This window comes from Pseudomonas sp. DD1, assembly GCF_044510355.1.
In the GTDB taxonomy this organism is placed as follows: Bacteria; Pseudomonadota; Gammaproteobacteria; order Pseudomonadales; family Pseudomonadaceae; genus Aquipseudomonas; species Aquipseudomonas shahriarae.
Genome location: NZ_MSAJ01000022.1, coordinates 539,559 through 564,380, shown reverse-complemented (window position 1 = coordinate 564,380; position 24,822 = coordinate 539,559). Strand labels below are relative to the sequence as shown.

At 58.2% G+C, this 24,822-nt stretch carries 20 protein-coding genes; 13 read left to right on the top strand and 7 right to left on the bottom strand.

The window, feature by feature from the left end:
• Positions 1 to 32: 32 nt before the first annotated feature.
• Positions 33 to 590 carry a DNA-3-methyladenine glycosylase I gene (locus PSFL_RS15910; protein ID WP_057439285.1) on the bottom strand — a complete coding sequence of 186 codons (558 nt, stop codon included), beginning with the start codon at positions 588 to 590 and terminating at the stop codon, positions 33 to 35.
• Between the two features lie 81 nt (positions 591 to 671).
• Between PSFL_RS15910 and glyQ the strand changes: the two genes are divergently transcribed.
• The 4 genes from glyQ to PSFL_RS15890 all read left to right on the top strand — a co-directional run bounded on the left by glyQ (position 672) and on the right by PSFL_RS15890 (position 5,068).
• Positions 672 to 1,625, top strand: coding sequence for a glycine--tRNA ligase subunit alpha (glyQ, locus tag PSFL_RS15905; protein ID WP_003213601.1), 954 nt, complete (start codon positions 672 to 674; stop codon positions 1,623 to 1,625).
• Positions 1,622 to 3,676, top strand: a complete 2,055-nt coding sequence (gene glyS, locus PSFL_RS15900; protein ID WP_057439286.1) for a glycine--tRNA ligase subunit beta — start codon at positions 1,622 to 1,624, stop codon at positions 3,674 to 3,676. The genes glyQ and glyS overlap by 4 nt, the downstream gene beginning before the upstream one ends.
• Positions 3,676 to 4,215, top strand: a complete 540-nt coding sequence (gene gmhB / locus PSFL_RS15895; protein WP_169960480.1) for a D-glycero-beta-D-manno-heptose 1,7-bisphosphate 7-phosphatase — start codon at positions 3,676 to 3,678, stop codon at positions 4,213 to 4,215. The genes glyS and gmhB overlap by 1 nt, the downstream gene beginning before the upstream one ends.
• 82 nt (positions 4,216 to 4,297) lie before the next feature.
• Positions 4,298 to 5,068 (top strand): lysophospholipid acyltransferase family protein, encoded by a 771-nt coding sequence (locus PSFL_RS15890; protein ID WP_397470256.1) that lies wholly within the window; start codon positions 4,298 to 4,300, stop codon positions 5,066 to 5,068.
• A 155-nt stretch (positions 5,069 to 5,223) separates the two neighbouring features.
• On the opposite strand, the gene PSFL_RS15885 is transcribed toward PSFL_RS15890, so the two are convergent.
• On the bottom strand, positions 5,224 to 7,542 hold the full coding sequence (locus tag PSFL_RS15885) for a CHASE2 domain-containing protein (protein ID WP_397470255.1): 2,319 nt from the start codon (positions 7,540 to 7,542) through the stop codon (positions 5,224 to 5,226).
• Between the two features lie 6 nt (positions 7,543 to 7,548).
• Positions 7,549 to 8,529, bottom strand: a complete 981-nt coding sequence (locus tag PSFL_RS15880; RefSeq protein ID WP_374067160.1) for a FecR domain-containing protein — start codon at positions 8,527 to 8,529, stop codon at positions 7,549 to 7,551.
• 852 nt (positions 8,530 to 9,381) lie between these two features.
• Here PSFL_RS15880 and PSFL_RS15875 point away from each other — a divergent pair.
• Positions 9,382 to 10,101 carry a response regulator transcription factor gene (locus PSFL_RS15875; RefSeq protein ID WP_057439289.1) on the top strand — a complete coding sequence of 240 codons (720 nt, stop codon included), beginning with the start codon at positions 9,382 to 9,384 and terminating at the stop codon, positions 10,099 to 10,101.
• 99 nt (positions 10,102 to 10,200) lie between these two features.
• Here PSFL_RS15875 and gyrB read toward each other — a convergent pair whose 3' ends face one another.
• Genes gyrB through dnaA form a run of 4 tightly spaced genes read right to left on the bottom strand, consistent with a single transcriptional unit; the run spans position 10,201 to position 16,410 of the window.
• The gene (gene gyrB / locus PSFL_RS15870) at positions 10,201 to 12,618 is read right to left on the bottom strand and encodes a DNA topoisomerase (ATP-hydrolyzing) subunit B (protein WP_057957871.1); all 2,418 of its coding nucleotides are present in this window, start codon (positions 12,616 to 12,618) and stop codon (positions 10,201 to 10,203) included.
• A 4-nt stretch (positions 12,619 to 12,622) separates the two neighbouring features.
• Positions 12,623 to 13,726, bottom strand: coding sequence for a DNA replication/repair protein RecF (gene recF / locus PSFL_RS15865; RefSeq protein ID WP_029290195.1), 1,104 nt, complete (start codon positions 13,724 to 13,726; stop codon positions 12,623 to 12,625).
• A 20-nt stretch (positions 13,727 to 13,746) separates the two neighbouring features.
• Entirely contained in the window at positions 13,747 to 14,850 is a 1,104-nt protein-coding gene (dnaN, locus tag PSFL_RS15860; protein ID WP_057439291.1) for a DNA polymerase III subunit beta, read from the bottom strand.
• A 39-nt stretch (positions 14,851 to 14,889) separates the two neighbouring features.
• Positions 14,890 to 16,410 carry a chromosomal replication initiator protein DnaA gene (dnaA, locus tag PSFL_RS15855; RefSeq protein WP_120734385.1) on the bottom strand — a complete coding sequence of 507 codons (1,521 nt, stop codon included), beginning with the start codon at positions 16,408 to 16,410 and terminating at the stop codon, positions 14,890 to 14,892.
• 585 nt (positions 16,411 to 16,995) lie between these two features.
• On the opposite strand from dnaA, the gene rpmH reads away from it, so the two are divergent.
• The 8 genes from rpmH (at position 16,996) to PSFL_RS15815 (ending at position 24,817) form a co-directional block, all read left to right on the top strand.
• Positions 16,996 to 17,130: a 50S ribosomal protein L34 gene (gene rpmH, locus PSFL_RS15850; protein WP_003213577.1), complete on the top strand. Its 135-nt coding sequence runs from the start codon at positions 16,996 to 16,998 to the stop codon at positions 17,128 to 17,130.
• 16 nt (positions 17,131 to 17,146) lie between these two features.
• Positions 17,147 to 17,551 (top strand): ribonuclease P protein component, encoded by a 405-nt coding sequence (gene rnpA / locus PSFL_RS15845; RefSeq protein ID WP_029290189.1) that lies wholly within the window; start codon positions 17,147 to 17,149, stop codon positions 17,549 to 17,551.
• Entirely contained in the window at positions 17,544 to 17,789 is a 246-nt protein-coding gene (gene yidD / locus PSFL_RS15840; protein ID WP_010465488.1) for a membrane protein insertion efficiency factor YidD, read from the top strand. The genes rnpA and yidD overlap by 8 nt, the downstream gene beginning before the upstream one ends.
• Before the next feature lie 2 nt (positions 17,790 to 17,791).
• Positions 17,792 to 19,474: a membrane protein insertase YidC gene (yidC, locus tag PSFL_RS15835; protein ID WP_057439292.1), complete on the top strand. Its 1,683-nt coding sequence runs from the start codon at positions 17,792 to 17,794 to the stop codon at positions 19,472 to 19,474.
• A 79-nt stretch (positions 19,475 to 19,553) separates the two neighbouring features.
• Positions 19,554 to 20,924, top strand: coding sequence for a tRNA uridine-5-carboxymethylaminomethyl(34) synthesis GTPase MnmE (gene mnmE / locus PSFL_RS15830; protein WP_057439293.1), 1,371 nt, complete (start codon positions 19,554 to 19,556; stop codon positions 20,922 to 20,924).
• A gap of 543 nt (positions 20,925 to 21,467) precedes the next feature.
• On the top strand, positions 21,468 to 23,360 hold the full coding sequence (gene mnmG, locus PSFL_RS15825; protein WP_115129449.1) for a tRNA uridine-5-carboxymethylaminomethyl(34) synthesis enzyme MnmG: 1,893 nt from the start codon (positions 21,468 to 21,470) through the stop codon (positions 23,358 to 23,360).
• Entirely contained in the window at positions 23,357 to 24,001 is a 645-nt protein-coding gene (rsmG, locus tag PSFL_RS15820) for a 16S rRNA (guanine(527)-N(7))-methyltransferase RsmG (protein ID WP_057439294.1), read from the top strand. The genes mnmG and rsmG overlap by 4 nt, the downstream gene beginning before the upstream one ends.
• Before the next feature lie 18 nt (positions 24,002 to 24,019).
• Positions 24,020 to 24,817, top strand: coding sequence for a ParA family protein (locus PSFL_RS15815; RefSeq protein ID WP_005792605.1), 798 nt, complete (start codon positions 24,020 to 24,022; stop codon positions 24,815 to 24,817).
• Positions 24,818 to 24,822 lie beyond the last annotated feature (5 nt).

The window sequence follows — 24,822 nt, the reverse complement described above, 5'->3', positions numbered from 1 at the left end:
CCTGATCGTGTGTGGTGCGCAAAGCGGCCATTCTAACCGGCGTTGACCAAGTCCGCGTAACGGTCGCAGTCCTGGGTGTGGTCCATGACCATGCCTGAGGCCTGCATGAAGGCGTAGCAGATGGTCGGCCCGACGAACGTAAAACCGGCTTTCTTGAGGGCTTTGCTCATGGCTTCGGCCTCTGGCGTAATCGCCGGGACCTGGCTGCGATCCTTGAAATGATTGACCTTGGGCACGCCGCCGACAAACGACCAGAGCAACCCCACCGGATCCTCCAGCGCCAGCCAGGCCGCGGCATTGCGCCGGGTGGCATTGAGTTTCAAGCGGTTGCGCACAATGCCTGGGTCGAGCATCAACTGCTCGATCTCGGCATCGCTCAACTGCGCCAGGCGCTTTGGATCAAAACCGAACAAGACCTTTCGATAATGCTCGCGTTTGCGTAAAACGGTGATCCAGGACAGGCCCGCCTGGAACCCTTCGAGCAAAAGCAACTCGAACAAACCCTGCGCATCGCGCAGCGGCGTTCCCCACTCTTGATCGTGATAAGCCATGTACAGCGGATCTTCAGAACACCAAAAGCAGCGTGGCATAAGGCTCCAGGGAGTGGTGGCGGGGCCGAATCGGGTATACTCCCGCCCTTTAAATCGCAGCCCAAGTAACAGGTGAATTTTGTGAGCCAGCCTACGCCAGCCGTGCGTACCTTCCAAGACTTGATCCTCGCCCTCCAGCAATACTGGGCCGAGCAAGGTTGTGTGGTACTTCAGCCCTACGATATGGAAGTAGGCGCCGGCACTTTCCACACCGCAACATTCCTGCGGGCCATCGGCCCGGAAACCTGGAACGCCGCTTATGTGCAGCCCAGTCGTCGCCCGACTGACGGCCGCTACGGCGAAAACCCCAACCGCCTGCAGCACTACTATCAGTTCCAGGTCGTCCTCAAGCCAAACCCGGACAACTTCCAGGAGCTGTACCTGGGCTCGCTGAAACATGTCGGCCTGGACCCGCTGGTCCACGACATTCGTTTCGTCGAAGACAACTGGGAGTCGCCAACGCTCGGCGCCTGGGGCCTGGGCTGGGAAGTCTGGCTCAACGGCATGGAAGTCACGCAGTTCACTTACTTCCAGCAAGCGGGCGGCATCGAGTGCTACCCGGTGACCGGCGAGATCACTTACGGTCTCGAGCGCCTGGCCATGTACCTGCAAGGCGTGGACTCGGTCTACGACCTGGTGTGGGCTGACGGCCCGTTCGGCAAAGTGACCTACGGCGATGTGTTCCACCAGAACGAAGTGGAGCAGTCGACCTACAACTTCGAACACGCCAACGTCGAGAAGCTGTTCGAACTGTTCGACTTCTACGAAAGCGAAGCCAAGCGCCTGATCGAACTGGATCAGCCGCTGCCGTTGCCGAGCTACGAAATGGTCCTGAAGGCATCCCACACCTTCAACCTGCTGGACGCCCGCCGTGCCATCTCGGTAACTGCGCGCCAGCAATACATCCTGCGTGTACGCACCCTGGCGCGTTCCGTCGCCCAAGCCTACCTGCTGGCTCGCGCCAAGCTGGGCTTCCCGATGGCAACCCCGGACCTGCGTGATGAAGTGTTGGCTAAGCTGGAGGCTGCACAATGAGTGCTCAAGATTTCCTGGTTGAACTGGGCACCGAAGAGCTGCCACCCAAGGCCCTGAACACCCTGGCCGATGCATTTTTGGCCGGTATCGAAAAAGGCCTGCAGACTGCCGGCCTGAAGTTTGAAGCCAAGAAGGTCTACGCCGCGCCACGTCGCCTGGCGGTATTGCTGACCGCGCTGGAAACCCAGCAGCCGGACCGCAACATCAACCTCGACGGCCCGCCACGCCAGGCCGCTTTCGATGCCGAAGGCAACCCGACCCAGGCAGCCCTTGGTTTTGCCAAGAAGTGTGGCGTCGAGCTGAGCGAGATCGACCAGAGCGGCCCGAAACTGCGTTTCAGCCAGGTCATCAAGGGCAAGCCAACCGCCAGCCTGTTGCCGACCATCGTTGAAGATTCCCTCAATGACCTGCCGATCCCCAAGCGCATGCGCTGGGGTGCACGCAAGGAAGAATTCGTACGTCCGACCCAATGGTTGGTGATGCTGCTCGGTGATCAAGTCATCGACTGCACTATCCTGGCCCAGAAGGCCGGCCGCGACTCCCGTGGCCACCGCTTCCACCACCCGGAAAACGTGCGCATCACTTCGCCGGCCAACTACCTCAACGACCTGCGTGCAGCCTATGTGCTGGCGGATGCCAACGAGCGTCGCGAGCTGATCAGCAAGCGCACCGAAGAGCTGGCCCGCCTGCAGGAAGGCACGGCCATCGTGCCGCCAAGCCTGCTCGACGAAGTGACCGCGCTGGTTGAATGGCCGGTACCGCTGGTGTGCTCGTTCGAAGAGCGCTTCCTCGATGTGCCGCAAGAAGCCCTGATCACCACCATGCAGGACAACCAGAAGTATTTCTGCCTGCTGGATGTGGACGGCAAGTTGCTGCCGCGCTTTATCACCGTGGCCAACATCGAGAGCAAGGACCCGCAGCAGATCATCGCCGGTAACGAGAAAGTCGTGCGCCCGCGCCTGACTGACGCCGAGTTCTTCTTCAAGCAAGACAAGAAGCAGAAGCTCGAAGACTTCAACCTGCGCCTGCAGAACGTGGTGTTCCAAGAGAAGCTGGGCAGCGTCTACGACAAGGCTGTGCGGGTTTCCAAGCTGGCGGCCTATATCGCGCCACGCATTGGCGGCGACGCTACCCTGGCGGCACGTGCGGGCCTGCTGTGCAAATGCGACCTGGCTACCGAGATGGTCGGCGAGTTCCCGGAAATGCAAGGCGTTGCCGGTTACTACTACGCGCTCAATGACGGCGAGCCTGAAGACGTCGCCCTGGCCCTGAACGAGCAGTACATGCCGCGCGGTGCTGGCGCCGAGCTGCCGACCACCCTGACCGGTGCCGCGGTGGCCATCGCTGACAAGCTGGACACCCTGGTCGGTATCTTCGGCATCGGCATGTTGCCGACCGGCAGCAAAGACCCGTATGCCCTGCGCCGTGCGGCCCTGGGCGTGCTGCGCATCCTGATCGACAAGCAGTTGGACCTCGACCTGACCCAGGCCGTGGTATTTGCCGTCGGCCAGTTTGGTAGCAAGGTCAAGCAAGCCGGCCTGGCCGAGCAAGTGCTGGAGTTCGTATTCGACCGCCTGCGTGCGCGCTATGAAGACGAAGGCGTGGACGTTTCCGTCTACCTGTCGGTACGTGCCCTGCAACCCGGCTCGGCACTGGACTTCGACCAGCGTGTGCAAGCCGTACAAGCGTTCCGCAAGCTGCCGGAAGCCGACGCCCTGGCTGCCGTGAACAAGCGCGTGTCGAACCTGCTGAGCAAGGCCGAAGGCCTGGGCAATGCGGATGTCGACCCTGGCCTGTTTGCCGATGCCAAGGAGTTCTCGCTGAACTCGGCTATCGCCAAGGCAGAAAACGCCGTGAAGCCGCTGATCGCCGAGCGCAACTACGCCGAAGCACTGGCGCGCCTGGCTACCTTGCGTGAGCCGGTGGATGCGTTCTTCGAAGCGGTGATGATCAATGCCGAAGATGCCAGCGTGCGGAAAAACCGCTACGCCATGCTGGCGCGCCTGCGCGGCTTGTTCGTCAATATCGCTGACATTTCGACGCTGAGCTGATCATGTTGAAACTGCTGATTCTCGATCGGGACGGGGTGATCAACTACGACTCCGACGCTTACATCAAGTCGGTGGAGGAGTGGATCCCACTGCCCGGCTCGATCGAGGCCATCGCGCAGTTGAGCAAGGCCGGCTGGACGGTAGCCATTGCTACCAACCAGTCCGGCATTGCCCGCGGCTACTACGACATCGCCACCCTGGACGCCATGCATGCGCGCCTGCGCGCGTTGGTGGCGGAGCAGGGCGGTGAGGTGGGGCTGGTGGTGTACTGCCCCCACGGGCCGGATGAGGGCTGCGATTGCCGCAAACCCAAGCCTGGCATGTTGAAAATCATTTCAGAACATTACAAGGTGCCCCTGGCTGGGATATGGTTCGTCGGGGACAGTCTCGGTGACCTGGAGGCGGCCAAAGCCGTCGACTCTCAGCCAGTTTTGGTAAAGACCGGGAAAGGCGACAAGACCCAGGCGAAAAACCTGCCGGTAGGCACCTTGATTTTTGACGATCTGGCGGCGGTTGCCGCAGAACTTATCAACAACTAGTCGCCCTCGACTTCCTGACCAAGGATTGTTCGGGAGTGCACTTTTAACAGGCGGGCGTTGTCCCGCAACGGTAAATGCTGCCATGTCGATTTTGCAGGCCATCAGAACCTTCTTCTTTTACCTGCTGCTGGGCACCAGTTCGTTTCTCTGGTGCACCCTGAGCTTTTTTATTGCGCCCTTTTTGCCGTTCAAGGCGCGCTATCGCTTTATCAACGTCTATTGGTGCCGCTGTGCGTTGTGGCTGAGCAAGGTGTTCCTGGGCATCCGTTTCGAGGTCAAGGGTGCCGAGAATGTCCCGGACCAGCCCTGCGTGATCCTGTCGAACCACCAGAGCACTTGGGAGACGTTCTTCCTTTCTGCGTATTTCTCGCCCCTGAGCCAGGTGCTCAAGCGTGAGTTGCTGTTCGTGCCGTTCTTTGGCTGGGCCATGGCCATGCTGCGACCGATTGCCATCGACCGCGACAACCCCAAGGCCGCGCTCAAGCATGTGGCGAAGAAGGGTGACGAGCTGCTCAAGGATGGGGTGTGGGTACTGATCTTCCCGGAAGGCACCCGCGTGCCCTTTGGCACTGTAGGCAAGTTCTCCCGGGGCGGTACGGCATTGGCGGTCAACGCCAACCTGCCAGTGCTGCCGATTGCTCACAATGCCGGCAAGTTCTGGCCCAAGGAAGGCTGGGCCAAGTGTAAAGGCACCATCACCGTGGTGATCGGCGAACCGATGTATGCCGAAGGGGAAGGACCGCGTGCAATCGCGGCACTCAATGACCGCGCGGCAGCCTGGAATGAAGCGCAGCAACGGGCCATGGGTTCGCTGCCGCCAGTGCCGGTTGCAGAAGACCAGCCGGTGACCTGACGTTCTGTGGATAACCTGTGTACGGTTTGTTGGCAAAGTGCGTTTTTTAGCTTATAGGCTTATGATTTTATTACATATTTCTTAAGCTAATAAAACACCGAAAAACGTGCATAAGTTTTTTCGACCGTTGAAGACCGGCCCTCGTGGCCGGTTTTTTATGCACAGCCGTTTGACTCTTCCCACAACGGCAGTCGCAGACTGAAAACCGTGCCTTGACCGACCACACTCTCACAGTCGATCCGGCCGCCATGGCGGTCCACTACCGCCTTGACCATGCTCAGTCCCAACCCCAACCCTTCGCTGCCCTGGGCCGAAACAAACCGCCGGTATTGGCTGAACAGTTCAGGAAGCTCCTCGGCCGCGATACCGGAGCCCTGATCCTGGATGTGACAGGTCAGCCATTGCTCGTTGCGTTCGAGGCGCACCGTCACCGTGGTGCCGGCTGGGCTGTACTTGATCGCATTCTCCATCAGGTTGAACAAGGCACGGGTGAGTAACGATTGATCCGCCAGGACCATTTCCTCACCGGCCGCGTCCAGGTCATGGACCAATTGGATATTTTTCAATTGGGCCAGCAGCACCACCTGGTCAAACGCGTCGAGCACCAGCATGGCAAACAGGCTGGGCTCCAACTGATAACCATCGGACTCGGCCTTGGCCAATTGAACGAACGATTCGGTCAAATTCAATGCCCGTCGCACTTGCTGTTCGATCTGGGTAAATACCAGCGAAACGTCTGAGGCTTCATGGCGCTGCACATCCAGCAACGCGAGGATTGCCGAATGGGGTGCACGCAAGTCGTGGGAGAGAAACCGCAGCAGGGTTTCGCGCTGCTGCTGGGCGTCGCGTTCGATACTCAGGTCGGTCAGGCTCAACAGCCAACCCAGCGCCACATCACCGTCAGCGGGTAACAGCGGAGCCAGTTCCAGGCGCAGGCTGCGTTGCTGAATATCGCGGAACTCGACAATTTCCAGGGCCGACAGCGGCGGGCGTACCTGCCCCTGCAGCGGTGGATAGCCCAATGCCGTCAATTGCTCCAGCAGGTTCTCGGCAATCAGCTCGTTGCCAAACACATCACGGGCGATCCGATTGGCCAGCAAGATCTCTCCCGCGGGATCGGTAATCAGCGTAGCCACGGGCAGGCATTCCAGGCCATCGGCCATAAAGCGCCGGGTATCGCGGGTACGGCTGACGGCTTGCTCCAGGGCCACGATACGACCCTGCAACACGTCCCCCTTGCTGACGGCGGCACGACGACGTTCCGGCAGCACCTTGGGCTCGCTGTCGAGGCGCGCCAGTTCCCAGCCGAAGTAGGCAAGGATTACGCTCAGGCGGCGCCAGTTCCAGACCAGATAGCCCAGCAGCATGCCGATCAGCGTGGCCGCTGGCGACCACCAGAGCCCCAGGCGCAACATGCCCCAGGAAGCGAGGAGGGCACCTCCCATGCAGCCCAGGGTCAGCCACAGGGCATAACGCGGGCGCAACAACAGCAGGCCCAACAGTAAGGCCACCCACGAGGTGGACAGCAGGGTGGCCAACCAGCCAGGCAAGACGGTAATGCTGCGATCCTGCAGCAGCCCGTTGAGGATATTGGCCTGGATCTCGACGCCCGGTGTGGTGCCGACACTGGCCGAAAGCGGCGTCACATAGCGATCGCCCATGCCCGGCGCGGTCGCTCCCACCAGGATGATCCGATCACGCAGCAATTGAGCCGGGACCTCGCCACGCAGAACGCTGACGTACGGCACGCTGGGAAAGCCGTGGTCGGCGGCGATAAACGGAATGCGGATGGCGTTGTCCCGCTGCCAATCGGTTGCATCAGAAGACACTGACAGCCCCGGCATATCCGCAGGCTGGCCAGTCAGCTCGAAGGCCAGCCACGCCAACTGCGGGACCAATTGCCCCGGCGGCCCCTCACGCAAGTAAAGGCTGCGCACAATGCCGTCGCTATCAGCTTCCACGTTGATATGACCGACCCCCCTGGCACAATCACGCAGGGGCTGCACGGGGAGGATTTGCGTGAGGGGTTGCCCCAGGCGCGGCGTGCCTTCGCGAATCAACGGCAGCAGGACATTGCCGGCATTGCAGATGGCCTGGGCCAGGCGTTGATCATTGGCAGGCTCGCGCGCAGGTTCGCTGAAGATCACATCGAGCAGGATCCCGGCGGGTTTGGCGGCACTCAGTCGGTCAATCAGGTCAGCATGCAGGTGGCGCGACCACGGCCATTGGCCAAGCGCCTTGAGACTCATGTCATCAATGGTCACCAGCAGAATGCGTGAGTCCACCGGCAACGGCGTCAGACGCCGCAGGCTGTCATACAGCGGGTTATTGAAGGAAAGCCCAGGGCTCAGGGACAGCAGGGCCGTCATTGGTAGCAGCAGCAGGCTGATCCACAGCCATTCCCGGACCAACCCATTGAACAGGCGTTGGGCCTGGGTCGGCTGACGTTGTTCAGCCCGGCGCCACCACTTCACCGCGTACTACTGCACACGGGTGGCAGGGGGGTAATAGAAGATGTCATAAACGCCTGCCTCTCCTTCCAGTCCTTGTTCATCAAAGGCCGACACGCGCACGTGATAAAACGAGGCCTTGAGTCCAGTGAAGCTCAAGCGCGGTTCACTGGAGAAGTTTTCCTGCTTGATATTCATGAACGTTTTATCGGTGGCCACTTGCGCACGGTAGCGCTGGGCACCCGGTTGCGGGTGCAGGAACAATGTCCAGACCGGCGCATCGCCTTTCTGGCCGTCCTGGCCCATCAGACGCGGGGCGGGCAATAGGTCGATGGTCTTCAACTCGCCCTGCTGCTTGAGCAAAACCCCTTGTCGGGCACCGACCTTCAGTTCACCTTCAATCGGGCCCGTCTGCGGTTTTTTCTTGGCCTGTCGGCCCACGGGCAGCGGCTCGGTGCGGCTGGCGGCCACTTGGCCGTTGAGCACCTCTACAACCGATTGCTGATCGTCGTTACGCACACGAAAATGCGTGCCGCGCACGCCGAGCACGCCGACGGGTGTCACGATCTGAAAACGGTCATAGTCGCTGGTACGCTTGAGCACGTAGGCCTCGACCTGGCCTTGTTGCAGGATCACCTGGGGAATCGCCTGTTCTTCCACCAGGTGCAAACGCACCTCCGAGCTGGAAGGCAGGACAATCCGCGAACCATCGCCCAGCAACAGGCTGACAAACGCCGACGGCGAGGTTTTTACGCTTTCCTGTTCATCAATCAGCATGCCTTCTTCCAGCACACTGGGGCGGCCCTTGGCATCCAGCTTCCAGGCTTCACCGTTGAGGTGCTGGACCACTGCCGGCAGCGGTTGTGCCCGGCACATCAGGTTGTCATCAATGTAGGGCGCACGCACAGGTGCAGGCTTGGCCAGAATTTGCGGGCTGTTGATAACCAGCGCCAGGGCCAGGCTTGAGCCCAGCAGGGAAGAAAGGGAATAGTGGCGAGGAAAGAGGGTCATGGCACTCATCAAGGTTCTAGTTCTAAAAGTCCGTCAGACTGTACGTTCAGAAAGCGTCTTGCAGCGGCAGGACCTTGAAGCTTGCCTACGATACCCGATGACGCATCGAACTCGAAAGCCGTAGTAGAAGGGATGAGGCAATAGGAAGGGTGACACATCCCTGTGTCTGCCGGATCGACGATGCCGAACCGGATGTACATCGAAGAAATACTGTCCCTCACATCCCTCCGACAGCAGCCCGTAGCGAACCACGGTCTACAGATAATACGTCCCTGTATCGAGCGCGCTTCCCGCGCACGCCCTCCCTGTGTGTCACTCAGCGAAAGAGAATTTACCTACAAGAGTGGTGCATAGGGCGGTAGCGCAATATTTGTTCAGATTCAGAAGATCCAACGTTGGTCCTGGTCGAGCACACTTCCGTGTTGAAAAGCCTGAGGGGCGTCCACCTCTCTGAGCCCAGCGTAACCAAGACCGTCTACGGGCTCGGCGTACACTGAAATTTCGTCAAGTGGCGCAGACTGTGCCGGACTGCACGCATCTACCATTTCCGTCCCAAAACCCGTTGCCGCAACCAGTATCAACATCTTTCCCCACACTCTGACCTTCTGCACGAGACTCACGTGTCCCGACAGTGCATAAAACCTGATTGCCATTGATCCTTTTCCTGAGGGGCTTGAGCCGGTATCTTTCCAGCTGGGTACACGATGTTTAACGGCCTTAGGGCTATCTGATATCAGCGTACCGAGAGATGCCAGGGGCATGAGAAACTGGCCATAATTGTTCAGATTCAATGGTGAACCAGTACGCTCTCCTCAACCGTTGCAATACTCTTCAAGAAGAAAGGACCCTGCCATGCGTGTCGCGATACTGGATGACGAACCTGCCGAATTGCGGCGGGTGGAACAGACACTGCGACAAATCCCAAGTGCCTCGGAGCAGCCATGGACGCTGCATTGCTTCGAGCGCGGCGAAGACCTGCTGCGCCAGTTGCGTCGGGAAACCTTCGACCTCTTGGTACTCGATTGGCAACTGCCGGACCTGAGTGGTATCGCCATCCTGCGCTGGACCCGTGAACACATGGAAGCGCCGCCTCCCGTGATCATGCTCACCAGCCGCGATGCCGAGAGCGATATCGTCCAGGCGTTGAACAGTGGCGCAGATGACTATGTCAGTAAGCCATTTCGGCCGAACGAACTGAAAGCACGGGTGAGTGCAGTGTTGCGTCGTCACGGCCTGCAGAAATCTGCGGCCACTGAAGTGTTGATCTTCAATGACCTGACCTTCGACGATGCCGAACTGACCGTCACCCGCGCCGGCAGTCCCATCAACCTGACCGAACGGGAGTACCGCCTGGCACGCTGTCTGTTTGCCAACCTGGCTCGCCCGCTGTCCCGGGAATACCTCTACGAACGCTTCTGGACCCATGAAGAGATGGTGTCTTCACGACCGTTGGATACCCATATCTATCGGCTGCGGAACAAGCTGGGGCTTACGCCAGAGCGGGGTTGGCAGTTGCTGACCATCTATGGATATGGCTACCGGTTGGAGAGCGTAACCGCAGCTACGGCATAGCCGATGTTCCACGTGGAGCATTTTGGAAGCGCCCGAAATCTGGGCAATAAAAAAGGCCAACGTTAAACGTTGGCCTTTTTTTGTTTCGCAATGGCGTTATCAGAAGTCCAGGTTGGACACTGCCAAGGCATTGCTCTCGATGAAGTCACGACGTGGCTCGACCGCATCACCCATCAGGGTGTTGAAGATCTGGTCCGCGCCAATGGCGTCTTCGATGGTCACACGCAGCATGCGACGCTGGGCTGGGTCCATGGTGGTTTCCCACAGCTGATCCGGGTTCATTTCGCCCAGACCTTTGTATCGCTGGATGGTGTGACGCTTAGTGCTTTCTGCCATCAACCAGTCCAGGGCTTCCTTGAACTCTTTGACCTGTTTCTTGCGTTCGCCACGCTGAATATAAGCGCCGTCGTCCAACAGCGTGCTCAACTGCGCGCCGAGGGTAACCACAGTCTTGTAGTCATTGCTGCCGAAGAAATCGCGGTTGAAGGTGACGTAGTTCGACAGGCCGTGGGAGATCAGTTCGACCTCTGGCAGCCAGACATTACGTTCACGGTCTTCACGCAGGCTGGCTTTGTACACCAGGCCCGACTTCTCGACGGTGCGCAGGCGCACTTCGTACTGGGCCAGCCAATCCTGCATGGCTGCGTGATCGCCCAGCTGTTCCAGGCTCACGGCCGGCAGGTAGATGAAGTGCTCGGTCAGCTCCTGAGGGTACAGGCGCGACAAACGCTTGAGGGTCTTCATCACCATGCGGAAGTCGTTTACCAGGCGCTCCAGCGCCCCGCCGGAGATGCCCGGGGCTTCGTCGTTCAAGTGCAGGCTGGCGTCTTCCAGGGCCGACTGCGTCATGTACTCTTCCATGGCGTCGTCGTCTTTGATGTATTGCTCTTGCTTGCCCTTTTTCACTTTGTACAACGGCGGCTGAGCGATGTAGATATAGCCACGCTCGATCAGCTCCGGCAACTGACGGAAGAAGAAGGTCAGCAGCAGGGTGCGGATGTGCGAGCCGTCGACGTCAGCATCGGTCATGATGATGATGTTGTGGTAGCGCAGCTTGTCGATGTTGTACTCGTCGCGACCAATGCCACAGCCCAGGGCAGTGATCAAGGTGCCGACTTCCTGAGAGGAAATCATCTTGTCGAAACGGGCTTTCTCAACGTTGAGGATCTTACCCTTCAACGGCAGGATGGCCTGGGTGCGACGGTTGCGACCCTGCTTGGCGGAACCGCCAGCAGAGTCACCTTCCACCAGGTACAGTTCGGAAAGGGCAGGGTCCTTCTCCTGGCAGTCCGCCAGTTTGCCCGGCAGGCCAGCGATATCCAGTGCACCTTTACGGCGGGTCATTTCACGGGCTTTACGCGCCGCTTCACGAGCCCGTGCCGCGTCGATCATCTTGCCGACGACCAGCTTGGCTTCGTTGGGGTTTTCCAGCAGGAAGTCGGAGAAGTATTTGCCCATTTCCTGTTCGACGGCGGTCTTCACTTCAGAAGAAACCAGCTTGTCTTTGGTCTGGGAGCTGAACTTCGGATCCGGAACCTTGACCGAAATAATCGCGGTCAGGCCTTCACGGGCATCGTCACCGGTGGTGGCGACTTTGTGCTTCTTCGCCAAGCCTTCAGCTTCGATGTAGGTGTTCAGGTTACGCGTCAGTGCGGAACGGAAACCCACCAGGTGAGTACCGCCATCGCGCTGAGGAATGTTGTTGGTGAAGCACAACAGGTTCTCGTTGAAGCTGTCGTTCCACTGCAGGGCGATTTCCACGCCGATGCCGTCTTCACGCTGGATGTTGAAGTGGAACACCTGGTTGACCGCAGTCTTGTTGGTGTTCAGGTATTCAACGAACGCACGCAGGCCACCTTCGTACTTGAACAGCTCTTCCTTGCCGCTGCGCTCATCCTTGAGGACGATACCCACACCGGAGTTGAGGAAGGACAGTTCACGAATCCGCTTGGCCAGGATGTCCCAGCTGAAGTGGATATTTTTGAACGTGTCAGCCGAGGGCTTGAAGTGAATCTGGGTACCGGTGGTTTCGCTATCACCGACGATTGCCATCGGTGCCTGAGGCACGCCATGCACGTAGGTCTGTTCCCAGATCTTGCCGCTGCGGCGAACGGTGAGGATCAGTTCTTCCGACAGGGCGTTTACCACCGACACACCTACACCGTGCAAACCGCCGGAGACTTTATAGGAGTTGTCGTCAAACTTACCGCCGGCGTGCAGCACGGTCATGATGACCTCTGCTGCCGATACGCCTTCTTCTTTATGCACATCTACCGGAATGCCGCGACCGTTGTCGCGTACGGTGATGGATTCATCCGGATGGATGATGATACTGATGTCGTCGCAATGACCGGCGAGCGCTTCGTCGATGGAGTTGTCGACCACTTCGAACACCATGTGGTGCAGACCGCTACCATCATCGGTGTCGCCAATGTACATACCGGGACGTTTGCGTACGGCATCCAAACCTTTCAGCACTTTAATGCTGGTCGAGTCGTACGTGTTTTCTTCGCTCATGCCTTCACTCCCGATGGTCGTGGGTCTGGGTGATACGGCCTTGTTCCACGTGGAACAAAGCGACTGGCGTTTCCGTCTGCCAGCCTTCCCTCAATAATTCGTGGTCTACACAGGTAATAAATACCTGGCAGCGTAAGTCTTCCAACAAGCGGCATAGCGCGCGGCGGTGTTGCTCATCCAATTCGGACGGCAAGTCATCCACCAGATAAATACACTGACCGCGCCGGGCCTGGCTAACCAAGTGCCCCTGAGCGATACGCAGCGCGCACACCACCAACTTCTGCTGGCCACGGGACAAGATATCCGCGGCATTATGTGCGCCTAACCTAAGGCGCAAATCAGCCCGTTGTGGTCCTGCCTGGGTGTGGCCAATTTGCTGATCCCGTTGCAAAGAGGTGGCGAGTACTGCACTCAAGTCACGCTCTTTGTCCCAACCACGGTAGTAACTCAGCGTCAGGCCCTCGAGTTCCAACAACTCACTCAAGGTCTGTTCAAAGACTGGTTTCAAGGCTTTGATATAAGTGCGGCGGTATTCATCTATTTCGTCGCTGGCCAGGCACAGTTCACGGTCCCAGGCCGCTTGCGAAGCGGCGTCAAGTGTACCATGCCGCAGCCATGAGTTCCGCTGCCGCAGGGCCTTCTGCAGGCGCTGCCACGTGGCCATGAACCGCGGTTCCACGTGGAACACTCCCCAATCGAGGAACTGCCGGCGGATTTTTGGTGCACCTTCCAACAAGCGGAAGCTGTCAGGGTTGATCAATTGCAGGGGCAAAATTTCCGCCAGTTGTGCGGCACTGCGCGCATTCTGCCCATCTATACGGATCTGGAACTCCCCTTGACGATCACGGGATATCCCCAGGCTACTATGCCCGCCTTGCGCCAGTTCAACCTGGCCAAACACGGTGCACGCCAATTGTTCGTACTGAATCACGGGTAACAGGCGGGCACTGCGAAAGGAACGAGCCAGACCCAGTAAGTGAATGGCTTCCAGCACGCTGGTTTTGCCACTGCCGTTGGCGCCATGGAGGATATTGATGCGGGGGGAGGGGGAGAAGGTCACCGGGTGCAGATTGCGCACCGCGGTGACCGAGACGCGACTGAGGGACATCTAGCTTCTGCTGAGCATGATTACAGGCGCATCGGCATAACAACGTAAGCCGAGTCGTCGTTATCGGATTCTTGCACCAGGGCGCTGCTGTTAGAGTCCGACAGGATCAGACGCACCTGCTCCGTGGTCATCACACCCAGCACGTCCAGCAGGTAGCTCACGTTGAAGCCGATTTCCAGGGAACCGCCGTTGTAGTCGACGCCCACTTCTTCTTCCGCTTCTTCCTGCTCCGGGTTGTTGGCCTGGATTTTCAGCTGGCCGTTGGCCAATTGCAGGCGAATACCCCGGTACTTCTCGTTGGAAAGAATCGCTGTACGGCTGAACGCTTCACGCAGCGCCTGGCGGTCACCGATCACCAGCTTGTCGCCACCCTTGGGCAACACGCGCTCGTAGTCCGGGAACTTGCCGTCTACCAGTTTGGAGGTGAAGGTGAACTCGCCCGTGGTGGCACGGATATGGTGCTGGCCCAGGACGATGCTGACGTTACCGTCCGGCTCGGTGAGCAGGCGCGCTAGTTCGAGGATACCTTTGCGCGGCACAATCACCTGGTGGCGGTCCGGCTGGCCGATATCGGCCTTCATCGAACACATTGCCAGGCGGTGACCGTCGGTGGCCACAGCACGGATGATGCCTTCGGAGACTTCCAGCAGCATGCCGTTGAGGTAGTAACGCACGTCCTGCTGGGCCATGGCGAAGCTGGTGCGCTCGATCAAACGGCGCAGGCGGCTTTGCTCCAGGCTGCAGGTCAGCGAACCTGGACCTTCTTCCACCGTCGGGAAGTCATTGGCCGGCAGGGTCGACAGGGTGAAACGACTGCGGCCGGCCTTGACCACCAACTTCTGCTCATCGACCTTGATGTCGATCAGCGCGTCGTTGGGCAAGCTTTTGCAGATATCCATTAGCTTGCGCGCAGGCACGGTGATCTCACCGGGCTCGGCGGGTTCTTCCAGCTGTACACGACCAACCAGTTCGACTTCCAGGTCGGTACCGGTCAACGACAGCTGCTGGCCTTCGACAACCAACAATACGTTGGAAAGTACCGGCAAGGTCTGTCGGCGCTCGACGACGCCTGCGACCAGTTGCAGGGGTTTCAACAGGGCTTCGCGTTGAATGGTGAAATGCATGGTCTAGTCCCTTGCCTTAATAAGCTGCGCTGGTGTTCATCACGTTGTCAGTGTACGCAGCAGGTTCTTGTAGTCCTCGCGAATATCCGCGTCGGATTCCTTAAGTTCGTTGATCTTGCGGCACGCGTGCAAGACCGTGGTGTGGTCGCGACCACCAAACACATCGCCAATTTCCGGCAGGCTGTGGTTGGTCAGCTCCTTGGAGAGCGCCATGGCCACCTGACGGGGACGCGCTACCGAGCGCGAGCGGCGCTTGGACAGCAGGTCGGAAATCTTGATCTTGTAGTACTCGGCCACCGTGCGTTGAATGTTATCCACACTGACCAGCTTGTCTTGTAGCGCCAACAAGTCTTTCAGGGATTCGCGAATCAACTCGATGGTGATGTCGCGGCCCATGAAGTGCGAGTGAGCGATGACCCGCTTGAGCGCGCCTTCGAGCTCACGCACGTTGGAGCGAATGCGCTGGGCAATGAAGAACGCCGCGTCGTGAGGCAGATCGACTTTCGCCTGATCGGCTTTCTTCATCAGGATCGCGACCCGGGTTTCCAGTTCCGGCGGCTCTACCGCAACGGTCAGGCCCCAGCCGAAGCGCGATTTGAGGCGCTCTTCCAGACCTTCGATTTCCTTCGGGTACCGGTCACTGGTGAGGATGACCTGCTGGCCACCTTCAAGCAGGGCGTTGAACGTGTGGAAAAACTCTTCCTGGGAACGTTCCTTGCGCGCGAAGAATTGAATGTCATCAATCAGCAGTGCATCGACGGAGCGGTAGAAGCGTTTGAATTCGTTGATTGCATTGAGTTGCAACGCCTTGACCATGTCGGCCACGAAGCGCTCCGAGTGCAGGTACACGACCTTGGCATTCGGGTTCTTCTTTAATAGGTGGTTACCCACAGCGTGCATCAAGTGCGTCTTACCCAAGCCAACGCCGCCATAAAGGAAGAGCGGGTTGTAACCATGCTTGGGATTGTCGGCCACCTGCCAGGCCGCAGCGCGGGCCAGCTGGTTGGATTTACCTTCGACGAAGTTTTCAAAGGTAAAGGTGCGGTTCAGGTAGCTGGTGTGCTTGAGCGCGCCTTCGACCTGGACCGTACGCTGTTCGGCGCGTACCGGCGCCTGCTGCGAGCTGGCTCCCGCCATCGGGTCAAAGCTGTCGCGGGACGGCTCTTCACTCACTGGCGCATTTTTTTGCGCCACCGATTTGCTCGGGGCGGGCGCAGCGGGGGCGGGTGCGTGGTTAACCGGCGCCGCAGCGGCCTGGGCGTGCGATGCAGCGGCGGCCAGCGGCGCATTAGGCGCGGCGCGAGGGGCGGAGCTGCGTTTGCTGCCTATTAATAAGGAGAGTGCTGGAGCCATCCCGTTGCCGTGTTCGTCGAACAACTCGAGAACGCGGCTCAGGTACTTCTCGTTGACCCAGTCGAGAACAAAACGATTGGGTGCGTAGACACGCAACTCGTCGCCTTCGGCTTCGACCTGTAGTGGACGGATCCAGGTGTTGAATTGCTGGGCAGGCAGCTCATCGCGCAAAAGCTCCACGCACTGCTGCCAAAGTTCCACTGACACGGATATCCCCTAAGTTGAAAGCCGGTGAGGCAAAAACAGCCGCCATTGTAGCGGCGAGCGGTCCACTTATCCACATGTAGCTTGCTCAGAGGCCGCCAAGAATCAATGCCTTAAGCGTAAAAAAGGCGACAAATGGTCTGTGCATAAGCTCTGTGGATAAGCGCCCCTAAGCTCGTTGTACAAGTGGGGGCGAAAGTCTGTGGGTAACTGGCCTGTGGATAACTACCCATTCCACGCACAGCTTATCCGACAGCGCAGCACAGGCAGAGCACCGTTTCTCCCCCGTGTTGTCATTCTCTGTACAGCACGTGGAATATGGCCTCAAGGCAGTTATCCACAGAAGATCGCGTCCCTAGCTTTTATAAGCTTTACAGAAAAGCTTTAAATAACTTCCTTCTTTATTTTTATATCTATGGCATTGCTCGTCAAAGTCGAACCGCCCGGAATCGGTCTCGATGCCCTCAGATATCTAATTGAAGGAATAGCTGGTTGGAAATTGACCTAGAGGCTTGCTTTCTCTAGAATCCCCGGTCTCTTAAAACGGGGGCCATTCCGGCCCGTTGTGGACGAACCAGGTAACACGCCATGAAACGTACTTTCCAACCAAGCACCATCAAACGCGCCCGTACCCACGGTTTCCGTGCTCGCATGGCTACCAAGAACGGCCGTGCTGTCCTGTCGCGTCGCCGCGCCAAAGGTCGTGCGCGTCTGGCAGTTTGATAATCCGGTACTGGTGGTGAGTCAGGACTTCAGTCGGGAAAAGCGTCTGCTAACCCCCCGGCACTTCAAGGCAGTCTTTGACTCCCCCACCGGCAAGGTTCCGGGGAAAAATCTCCTGCTCCTTGCGCGTAACAACGATCTGGATCACCCCCGTCTCGGGTTGGTGATCGGCAAGAAGAGCGTAAAGCTCTCCGTTGAGCGCAATCGCCTCAAGCGTCTGATGCGCGAATCGTTTCGCCTCCACCAGGACACTCTGGTTGGTTGGGATATTGTTATCGTCGCGCGCAAAGGCTTGGGGGACGTAGAAAACCCCGAATTGATTCAGCATTTCGGCAAGCTCTGGAAACGTTTGGCTCGCACCAGCAAGCCGACTCCAGCAGTCAGCCCCGAAACTGTAGGGGTAGACAGCACTGATGCGTAAACTGGCCCTCGTTCCGATCCAGTTTTACCGCTATGCCATTAGTCCGCTGATGGCCAGCCACTGTCGTTTCTACCCCAGTTGTTCCTGCTACGCGTATGAAGCCATAGAAAATCATGGCCTTCTGCGCGGTGGCTGGCTGACCTTTCGTCGTTTAGGTCGCTGTCATCCGTGGAATCCCGGTGGTTATGACCCGGTTCCGCCTATCCCTACCTCCCGTTCTTCTTCGATGGCCGAGTAATCATGGATATTAAACGCACGATCCTGATCGTCGCCCTGGCAATCGTGTCCTACGTTATGGTTCTGAAATGGAACCAGGACTATGGCCAGGCTGCCCTGCCGACTCAGAATGTTGCTACCAATCAGTCTGCTCCTGCTATTGCAGATGCACCGTTGGGTAACAATGCTTCCGCCAGTGCCGATGTACCCAGCGCGAATGCCGATACCAGCACCCCTGTAGATAACGCGGTCATCACCAATAAAGACCTCATCCACGTCAAAACGGATGTACTGGACCTGGCGATCGATCCACAGGGCGGCGATATCGCCCAGCTGAAATTGCCACTGTACCCACGTCGCCAAGACCATCCGGATGTTCCTTTCCAGTTGTTCGACAATGGTGGCGAGCGTGTTTATCTGGCACAAAGCGGCCTGACTGGCACTGATGGTCCTGATGCTCGTGCTACCGGTCGTCCGGTTTATTCGACCGAACAGAAGACTTATCAACTGGCTGATGGCCAAAACCAGTTGAACGTCGACCTGAAATTCAGTCACGACGGCGTCAATTACATCAAGCGCTTCAGCTTCACGCGCGGTTTGTACGATCTGAAAGTCACTTACCTGATCGACAACACCAGCGAAAAGGCCTGGACAGGCAACCTGTTTGCCCAGCTCAAGCGTGATGGCAGCTCCGATCCGTCTTCCAGCACTGCCACCGGCACCGCGACTTACCTGGGCGCCGCCCTGTGGACAAGTAACGAGCCGTACAAAAAAGTGTCGATGAAAGACATCGACAAGGGCGCGCTGAAAGAAACAGTACAAGGTGGTTGGGTAGCCTGGCTGCAACACTACTTTGTAACCGCGTGGATCCCGAACAGGGGCGAAGCCAACCTGGTCCAGACCCGCAAGGACAACCAGGGTAACTACATCATTGGTTTCACTGGCCCGGCGTTGACCGTTGCACCAGGTGCCAAGGCTGAAACCAGCGCCACCTTGTATGCCGGCCCGAAAAGCCAGGCCGTCCTCAAGGAGTTATCCCCAGGTCTGGAACTGACTGTGGATTACGGCATCCTGTGGTTCATTGCCCAGCCAATCTTCTGGTTGCTGCAACATATCCACAGCATCGTCGGTAACTGGGGCTGGTCGATCATCTTCCTGACCATGCTGATCAAGGGGATTTTCTTTCCGCTGTCGGCCGCCAGCTACAAATCGATGGCCCGTATGCGCGCCGTTGCACCGAAACTGGCAGCGTTGAAAGAGCAACATGGCGATGACCGGCAGAAAATGTCGCAAGCCATGATGGAGCTGTACAAGAAAGAGAAGATCAACCCGCTGGGTGGATGCTTGCCGATTCTGGTGCAGATGCCGGTGTTCCTGTCGCTGTACTGGGTACTCCTGGAAAGCGTGGAAATGCGCCAGGCGCCGTTCATGCTGTGGATAACTGACTTGTCGATCAAAGACCCGTTCTTTATCCTGCCGATCATCATGGGCGCCACCATGTTCATCCAGCAGCGTCTGAACCCAACACCTCCGGATCCGATGCAGGCCAAGGTGATGAAAATGATGCCAATCATCTTCACCTTCTTCTTCCTGTGGTTCCCGGCTGGTCTGGTTCTGTACTGGGTGGTCAACAACGTGTTGTCGATCTCTCAACAGTGGTACATCACACGTAAGATCGAAGCGGCTGCCAAAAAAGCCGAGGCGTAACTTACTCTGTGGATAACCACTCAAGACGCCCCCTCGTGGGGCGTTTTGCATTCTGTCACTTTTGTCTGGGAAACCGCTGATGAGCGCTCCTCGTGAAACCATCGCTGCCGTCGCCACCGCTCAGGGCCGGGGCGGTGTCGGTATCGTTCGAATTTCCGGGCCGCTTGCCGGCATTGCCGCTAAAGCGATCAGTGGCCGTGAGCTCAAACCCCGGTATGCGCATTACGGGCCTTTCTTCGGCGAGGATCTTGAGGTACTGGATGAGGGCCTGGCCCTGTATTTCCCGGGCCCAAACTCGTTCACCGGTGAAGATGTGCTGGAACTGCAGGGACATGGCGGGCCTATCGTCCTCGACATGCTGCTACAGCGTTGCCTGCAGTTGGGCTGCCGTCTTGCACGGCCTGGTGAATTCAGCGAGCGCGCGTTTCTCAATGACAAGCTCGACCTGGCCCAGGCTGAGGCGATTGCCGATTTGATCGAGGCCAGTTCTGCACAGGCTGCGCGCAATGCCCTGCGCTCATTGCAGGGGGCGTTTTCCCTGCGTGTGCATAACCTCACCGAGCAATTGATCAGTTTGCGCATCTATGTCGAGGCGGCGATTGATTTTCCGGAAGAAGAAATCGATTTTCTTGCCGATGGCCATGTCCTGGCCATGCTGGACAAAGTGCGGGACGAGTTATCCACAGTTTTGAAGGAGGCCGGGCAGGGCGCACTGCTGCGCGACGGCATGACCGTGGTGATTGCCGGCCGGCCCAACGCTGGCAAGTCCAGCCTGCTCAATGCCCTGGCAGGGCGTGAAGCGGCGATTGTTACCGAGATTGCAGGTACTACCCGGGATATCCTGCGGGAACATATCCACATTGATGGTATGCCACTGCACGTGGTCGATACCGCCGGTTTGCGTGATACCGATGACCAGGTGGAAAAAATCGGTGTGGAACGGGCGCTCAAGGCTATCGGTGAAGCGGATCGGGTGCTGCTGGTGGTGGATGCCACCGCGCCGGAGGCCGTCGATCCTTTTGCCCTGTGGCCAGAATTCCTTGAACAGCGGCCTGATCCGGCCAAAGTCACGCTGATTCGCAACAAGGCGGACCTCACGGGTGAGGCGATTGCCCTGGAGGTCAGCGAAGATGGCCATGTCACCATCAGCCTCAGCGCCAAGTCTGCCGGTGATGGCCTGGAGCTGCTGCGCGATCACCTCAAGGCCTGCATGGGCTACGAACAGACCTCAGAAAGCAGCTTCAGTGCTCGCCGCAGGCATCTGGAAGCCCTGCGCCATGCCAGTGCAGCCCTTGAGCACGGCCGTGCGCAGTTGACCCTGGCAGGGGCAGGAGAGCTTCTGGCCGAGGATTTGCGTCAGGCACAGCAGCTTCTGGGGGAGATTACCGGGGCATTCAGTTCCGATGACCTGCTCGGCAGGATCTTTTCCAGTTTCTGCATCGGTAAATAGCCCTTCGTTGTTCACAGACAGGCCATTCGTGCCTGTCCGTTTCAGGACACTCCCGCGTATTTTCTGACAATAACCTCGCCCCGAGGTGGCCTTGCCGTGGGCGAAATTTACCGCGGCTGAGTCTTTTCTGTGGATTAAGCCCTGTGAATAACCGCCCCTGTGCCCAGTTGATAACAGGGCTCGAAACCTGAGTAAAAACCCCTCTGTGGATAACCACCTGTTTAATCCACAGGCTTAAAGCACTTATCCAAGGGCCTCCTTGCCACCTAACCACAGACTTTTGAATCTCTGTACACATCGTAAATAAAGGGCTGTAGCAATCTATCCACAGAAAGTAGGCTCAGTAGAAATAAACATAAAAACAAAGATTTAATAAATTTCTCTCTTTTAATTTCTATTGTCTGTGATTCATCCACAGCTGGTTAAATTTTGTGCAAAGGGTTCTTTAGGAAGGGCTAAGTCCCTATACTTGCCGCCAAAGCTCTAAAACCAGCTCAACCAATCAATTCCTAATTACCTACATAAGCAGGCACGAGGTGCGTGGTGGATTTCCCTTCCCGTTTTGAAGTGATCGTCATCGGCGGCGGTCATGCCGGTACCGAGGCAGCACTGGCGTCAGCCCGCATGGGGGTCAAAACCCTATTGCTGACGCACAACGTGGAAACCCTCGGTGCCATGAGTTGCAACCCCGCCATTGGTGGGATCGGCAAGAGCCACCTGGTCAAGGAAATCGACGCCCTTGGCGGTGTGATGGCCATGGCTACCGACAAAGGTGGTATTCAATTTCGCGTGCTCAACAGCCGCAAAGGCCCGGCCGTGCGTGCTACTCGGGCACAAGCCGACCGCATTTTGTACAAGGCTGCGGTACGCGAAACCCTGGAAAACCAACCCAACCTGTGGATATTTCAACAGGCAGCGGATGACCTGATCGTCGAGCAGGACCAGGTGCGCGGTGTTGTCACCCAGATGGGTCTGCGTTTCTTCGCAGAATCCGTGGTGCTGACCACGGGGACCTTCCTCGGTGGACTTATCCACATCGGAATGCAGAACTATTCCGGTGGTCGCGCCGGTGATCCGCCGTCGATTGCCCTCGCTCATCGCCTTCGCGAACTGCCACTGCGTGTCGGTCGCCTGAAAACCGGGACCCCGCCGCGTATCGACGGGCGTTCTGTTGATTTCTCGGTGATGACCGAACAGGCCGGGGATACGCCTATCCCGGTAATGTCGTTCATGGGTTCCAAGGAGCAGCACCCCAAACAGGTGAGCTGCTGGATTACCCACACCAATGCGCGTACCCACGAAATCATCGCCGCCAACCTCGATCGTTCGCCGATGTATTCCGGGGTGATCGAAGGTATCGGCCCGCGTTACTGCCCGTCGATCGAAGACAAGATCCACCGCTTTGCCGACAAGGAAAGCCACCAGGTCTTCATCGAGCCGGAAGGTTTGACGACCCACGAGCTGTACCCGAACGGGATTTCCACTTCCCTGCCGTTCGACGTGCAAATTCAGATCGTGCAGTCGATTCGCGGCATGGAAAACGCTCATATCGTGCGTCCGGGCTACGCCATCGAGTACGACTACTTTGATCCACGGGACTTGAAATACAGCCTGGAAACCAAGGTGATCGGCGGCCTGTTCTTCGCCGGGCAAATCAACGGCACCACCGGTTACGAAGAAGCCGGCGCCCAGGGTTTGCTGGCCGGGACCAACGCCGCATTGCGCGCCCAGGGCAAAGACAGCTGGTGCCCGCGTCGCGATGAAGCGTACATCGGGGTGTTGGTCGACGACCTGATTACCCTGGGTACCCAGGAACCGTACCGGATGTTCACCTCCCGGGCCGAATATCGCCTGATCCTGCGCGAAGACAACGCCGACCTGCGCCTGACCGAAAAAGGTCGCGAGCTGGGCCTGGTCGATGACGCGCGCTGGGAAGCGTTCTGCAAAAAACGCGAAAGCATCGAACTGGAAGAGCAACGCCTGAAAAGTACCTGGGTCCGCCCGGGCACGGAGCAGGGCGATGCCATTGCCGAAAAATTCGGCACGCCACTGACCCACGAGTACAACCTGCTGAACCTGCTGTCCCGTCCGGAAATCGACTACGCTGGTCTGGTCGAAGTGACGGGCGGCGGGGCAGAAGATCCACAGGTGGCCGAGCAGGTCGAAATCAAGACCAAATATGCCGGTTACATTGACCGCCAGCAGGACGAGATCGCTCGGCTGCGCGCCAGTGAAGACACCAAGCTGCCTGTGGATATCGACTACACCGGTATTTCCGGGCTGTCGAAAGAGATTCAAAGCAAGCTGGGGATAACTCGCCCCGAGACCCTGGGCCAGGCCTCCCGTATCCCGGGAGTCACCCCGGCAGCCATTTCGCTGTTGATGATTCATTTGAAAAAACGCGGCGCGGGCCGTCAGTTGGAGCAAAGCGCTTGAGTTCGTTGGTCACCTCGCAACACGCCGAAGAGTTATCCACAGGTGCACGCCAGTTGGGTGTGCACTTGACCGAAACCCAGCACGAATTGCTGTTGGGCTACCTGGCCCTGTTGATCAAGTGGAACAAGGCCTACAACCTCACTGCGGTGCGCGATCCCGATGAAATGGTTTCGCGGCATCTGCTCGACAGCTTGAGCGTGATGCCATTTATCGAAAACGGCCGCTGGCTGGACGTCGGCAGTGGTGGTGGCATGCCAGGCATCCCGTTGGCGATCCTGTTTCCCGAGTCGCAAGTGACCTGCCTGGACAGCAACGGCAAGAAAACCCGTTTCCTGACCCAGGTCAAACTCGAACTCAAGCTGGACAACCTGCAAGTTATCCACAGCCGGGTCGAAGCCTTCACGCCTGAACTGCCCTTCAACGGAATTGTTTCCAGGGCCTTCAGCAGCATGGAGAACTTCAGCAACTGGACCCGCCACCTGGGCGACCTGAACACCCGTTGGCTGGCAATGAAGGGCGTTCATCCAAGCGACGAGCTGTTAGCATTGCCGGCAGACTTCCACCTCGATAGCGAACACGCCTTGGCCGTACCCGGTTGCCAAGGCCAACGCCATCTGCTGATACTGCGCCGCACGGCATGATTGGGAACACAAGCAAGAATGGCTAAGGTATTCGCGATAGCGAACCAGAAAGGTGGCGTGGGTAAAACCACCACCTGCATCAACCTCGCAGCATCCCTGGTCGCTACCAAGCGTCGGGTGCTGTTGATCGACCTCGATCCACAGGGCAACGCCACCATGGGTAGCGGTGTGGATAAACACGGCCTGGAAAACTCGGTCTACGACTTGCTGATAGGCGAGTGCGACCTGGCCCAGGCCATGCACTATTCCGAGCACGGCGGTTATCAACTGCTGCCAGCCAACCGCGATTTGACCGCGGCGGAAGTGGTGCTGCTGGAAATGCAGATGAAAGAAAGCCGTCTGCGCAGCGCCCTGGCGCCGATCCGCGAGAATTACGATTACATTTTGATCGACTGCCCGCCGTCGCTGTCGATGCTGACGCTCAACGCACTGGTTGCCGCCGATGGGGTGATCATCCCCATGCAGTGCGAGTACTTCGCCCTCGAAGGCTTGAGCGACCTTGTGGATAACATCAAGCGTATCGCTGAGTTGCTCAACCCGAACCTGAAGGTCGAAGGCCTGCTGCGGACCATGTATGACCCGCGCCTGAGCCTGATGAACGACGTGTCGGCGCAGCTCAAGGAACACTTTGGCGACCAGCTTTACGACACAGTGATCCCGCGTAACATCCGCCTGGCCGAAGCGCCAAGCTATGGCATGCCCGCGCTGGCGTACGACAAGTCATCGCGTGGTGCCATTGCCTACCTGGCGCTGGCCGGCGAGATGGTTCGTCGCCAACGTCGCAACTCACGCACCGCTGCAGCCCAGCCAACTTAAGGAAT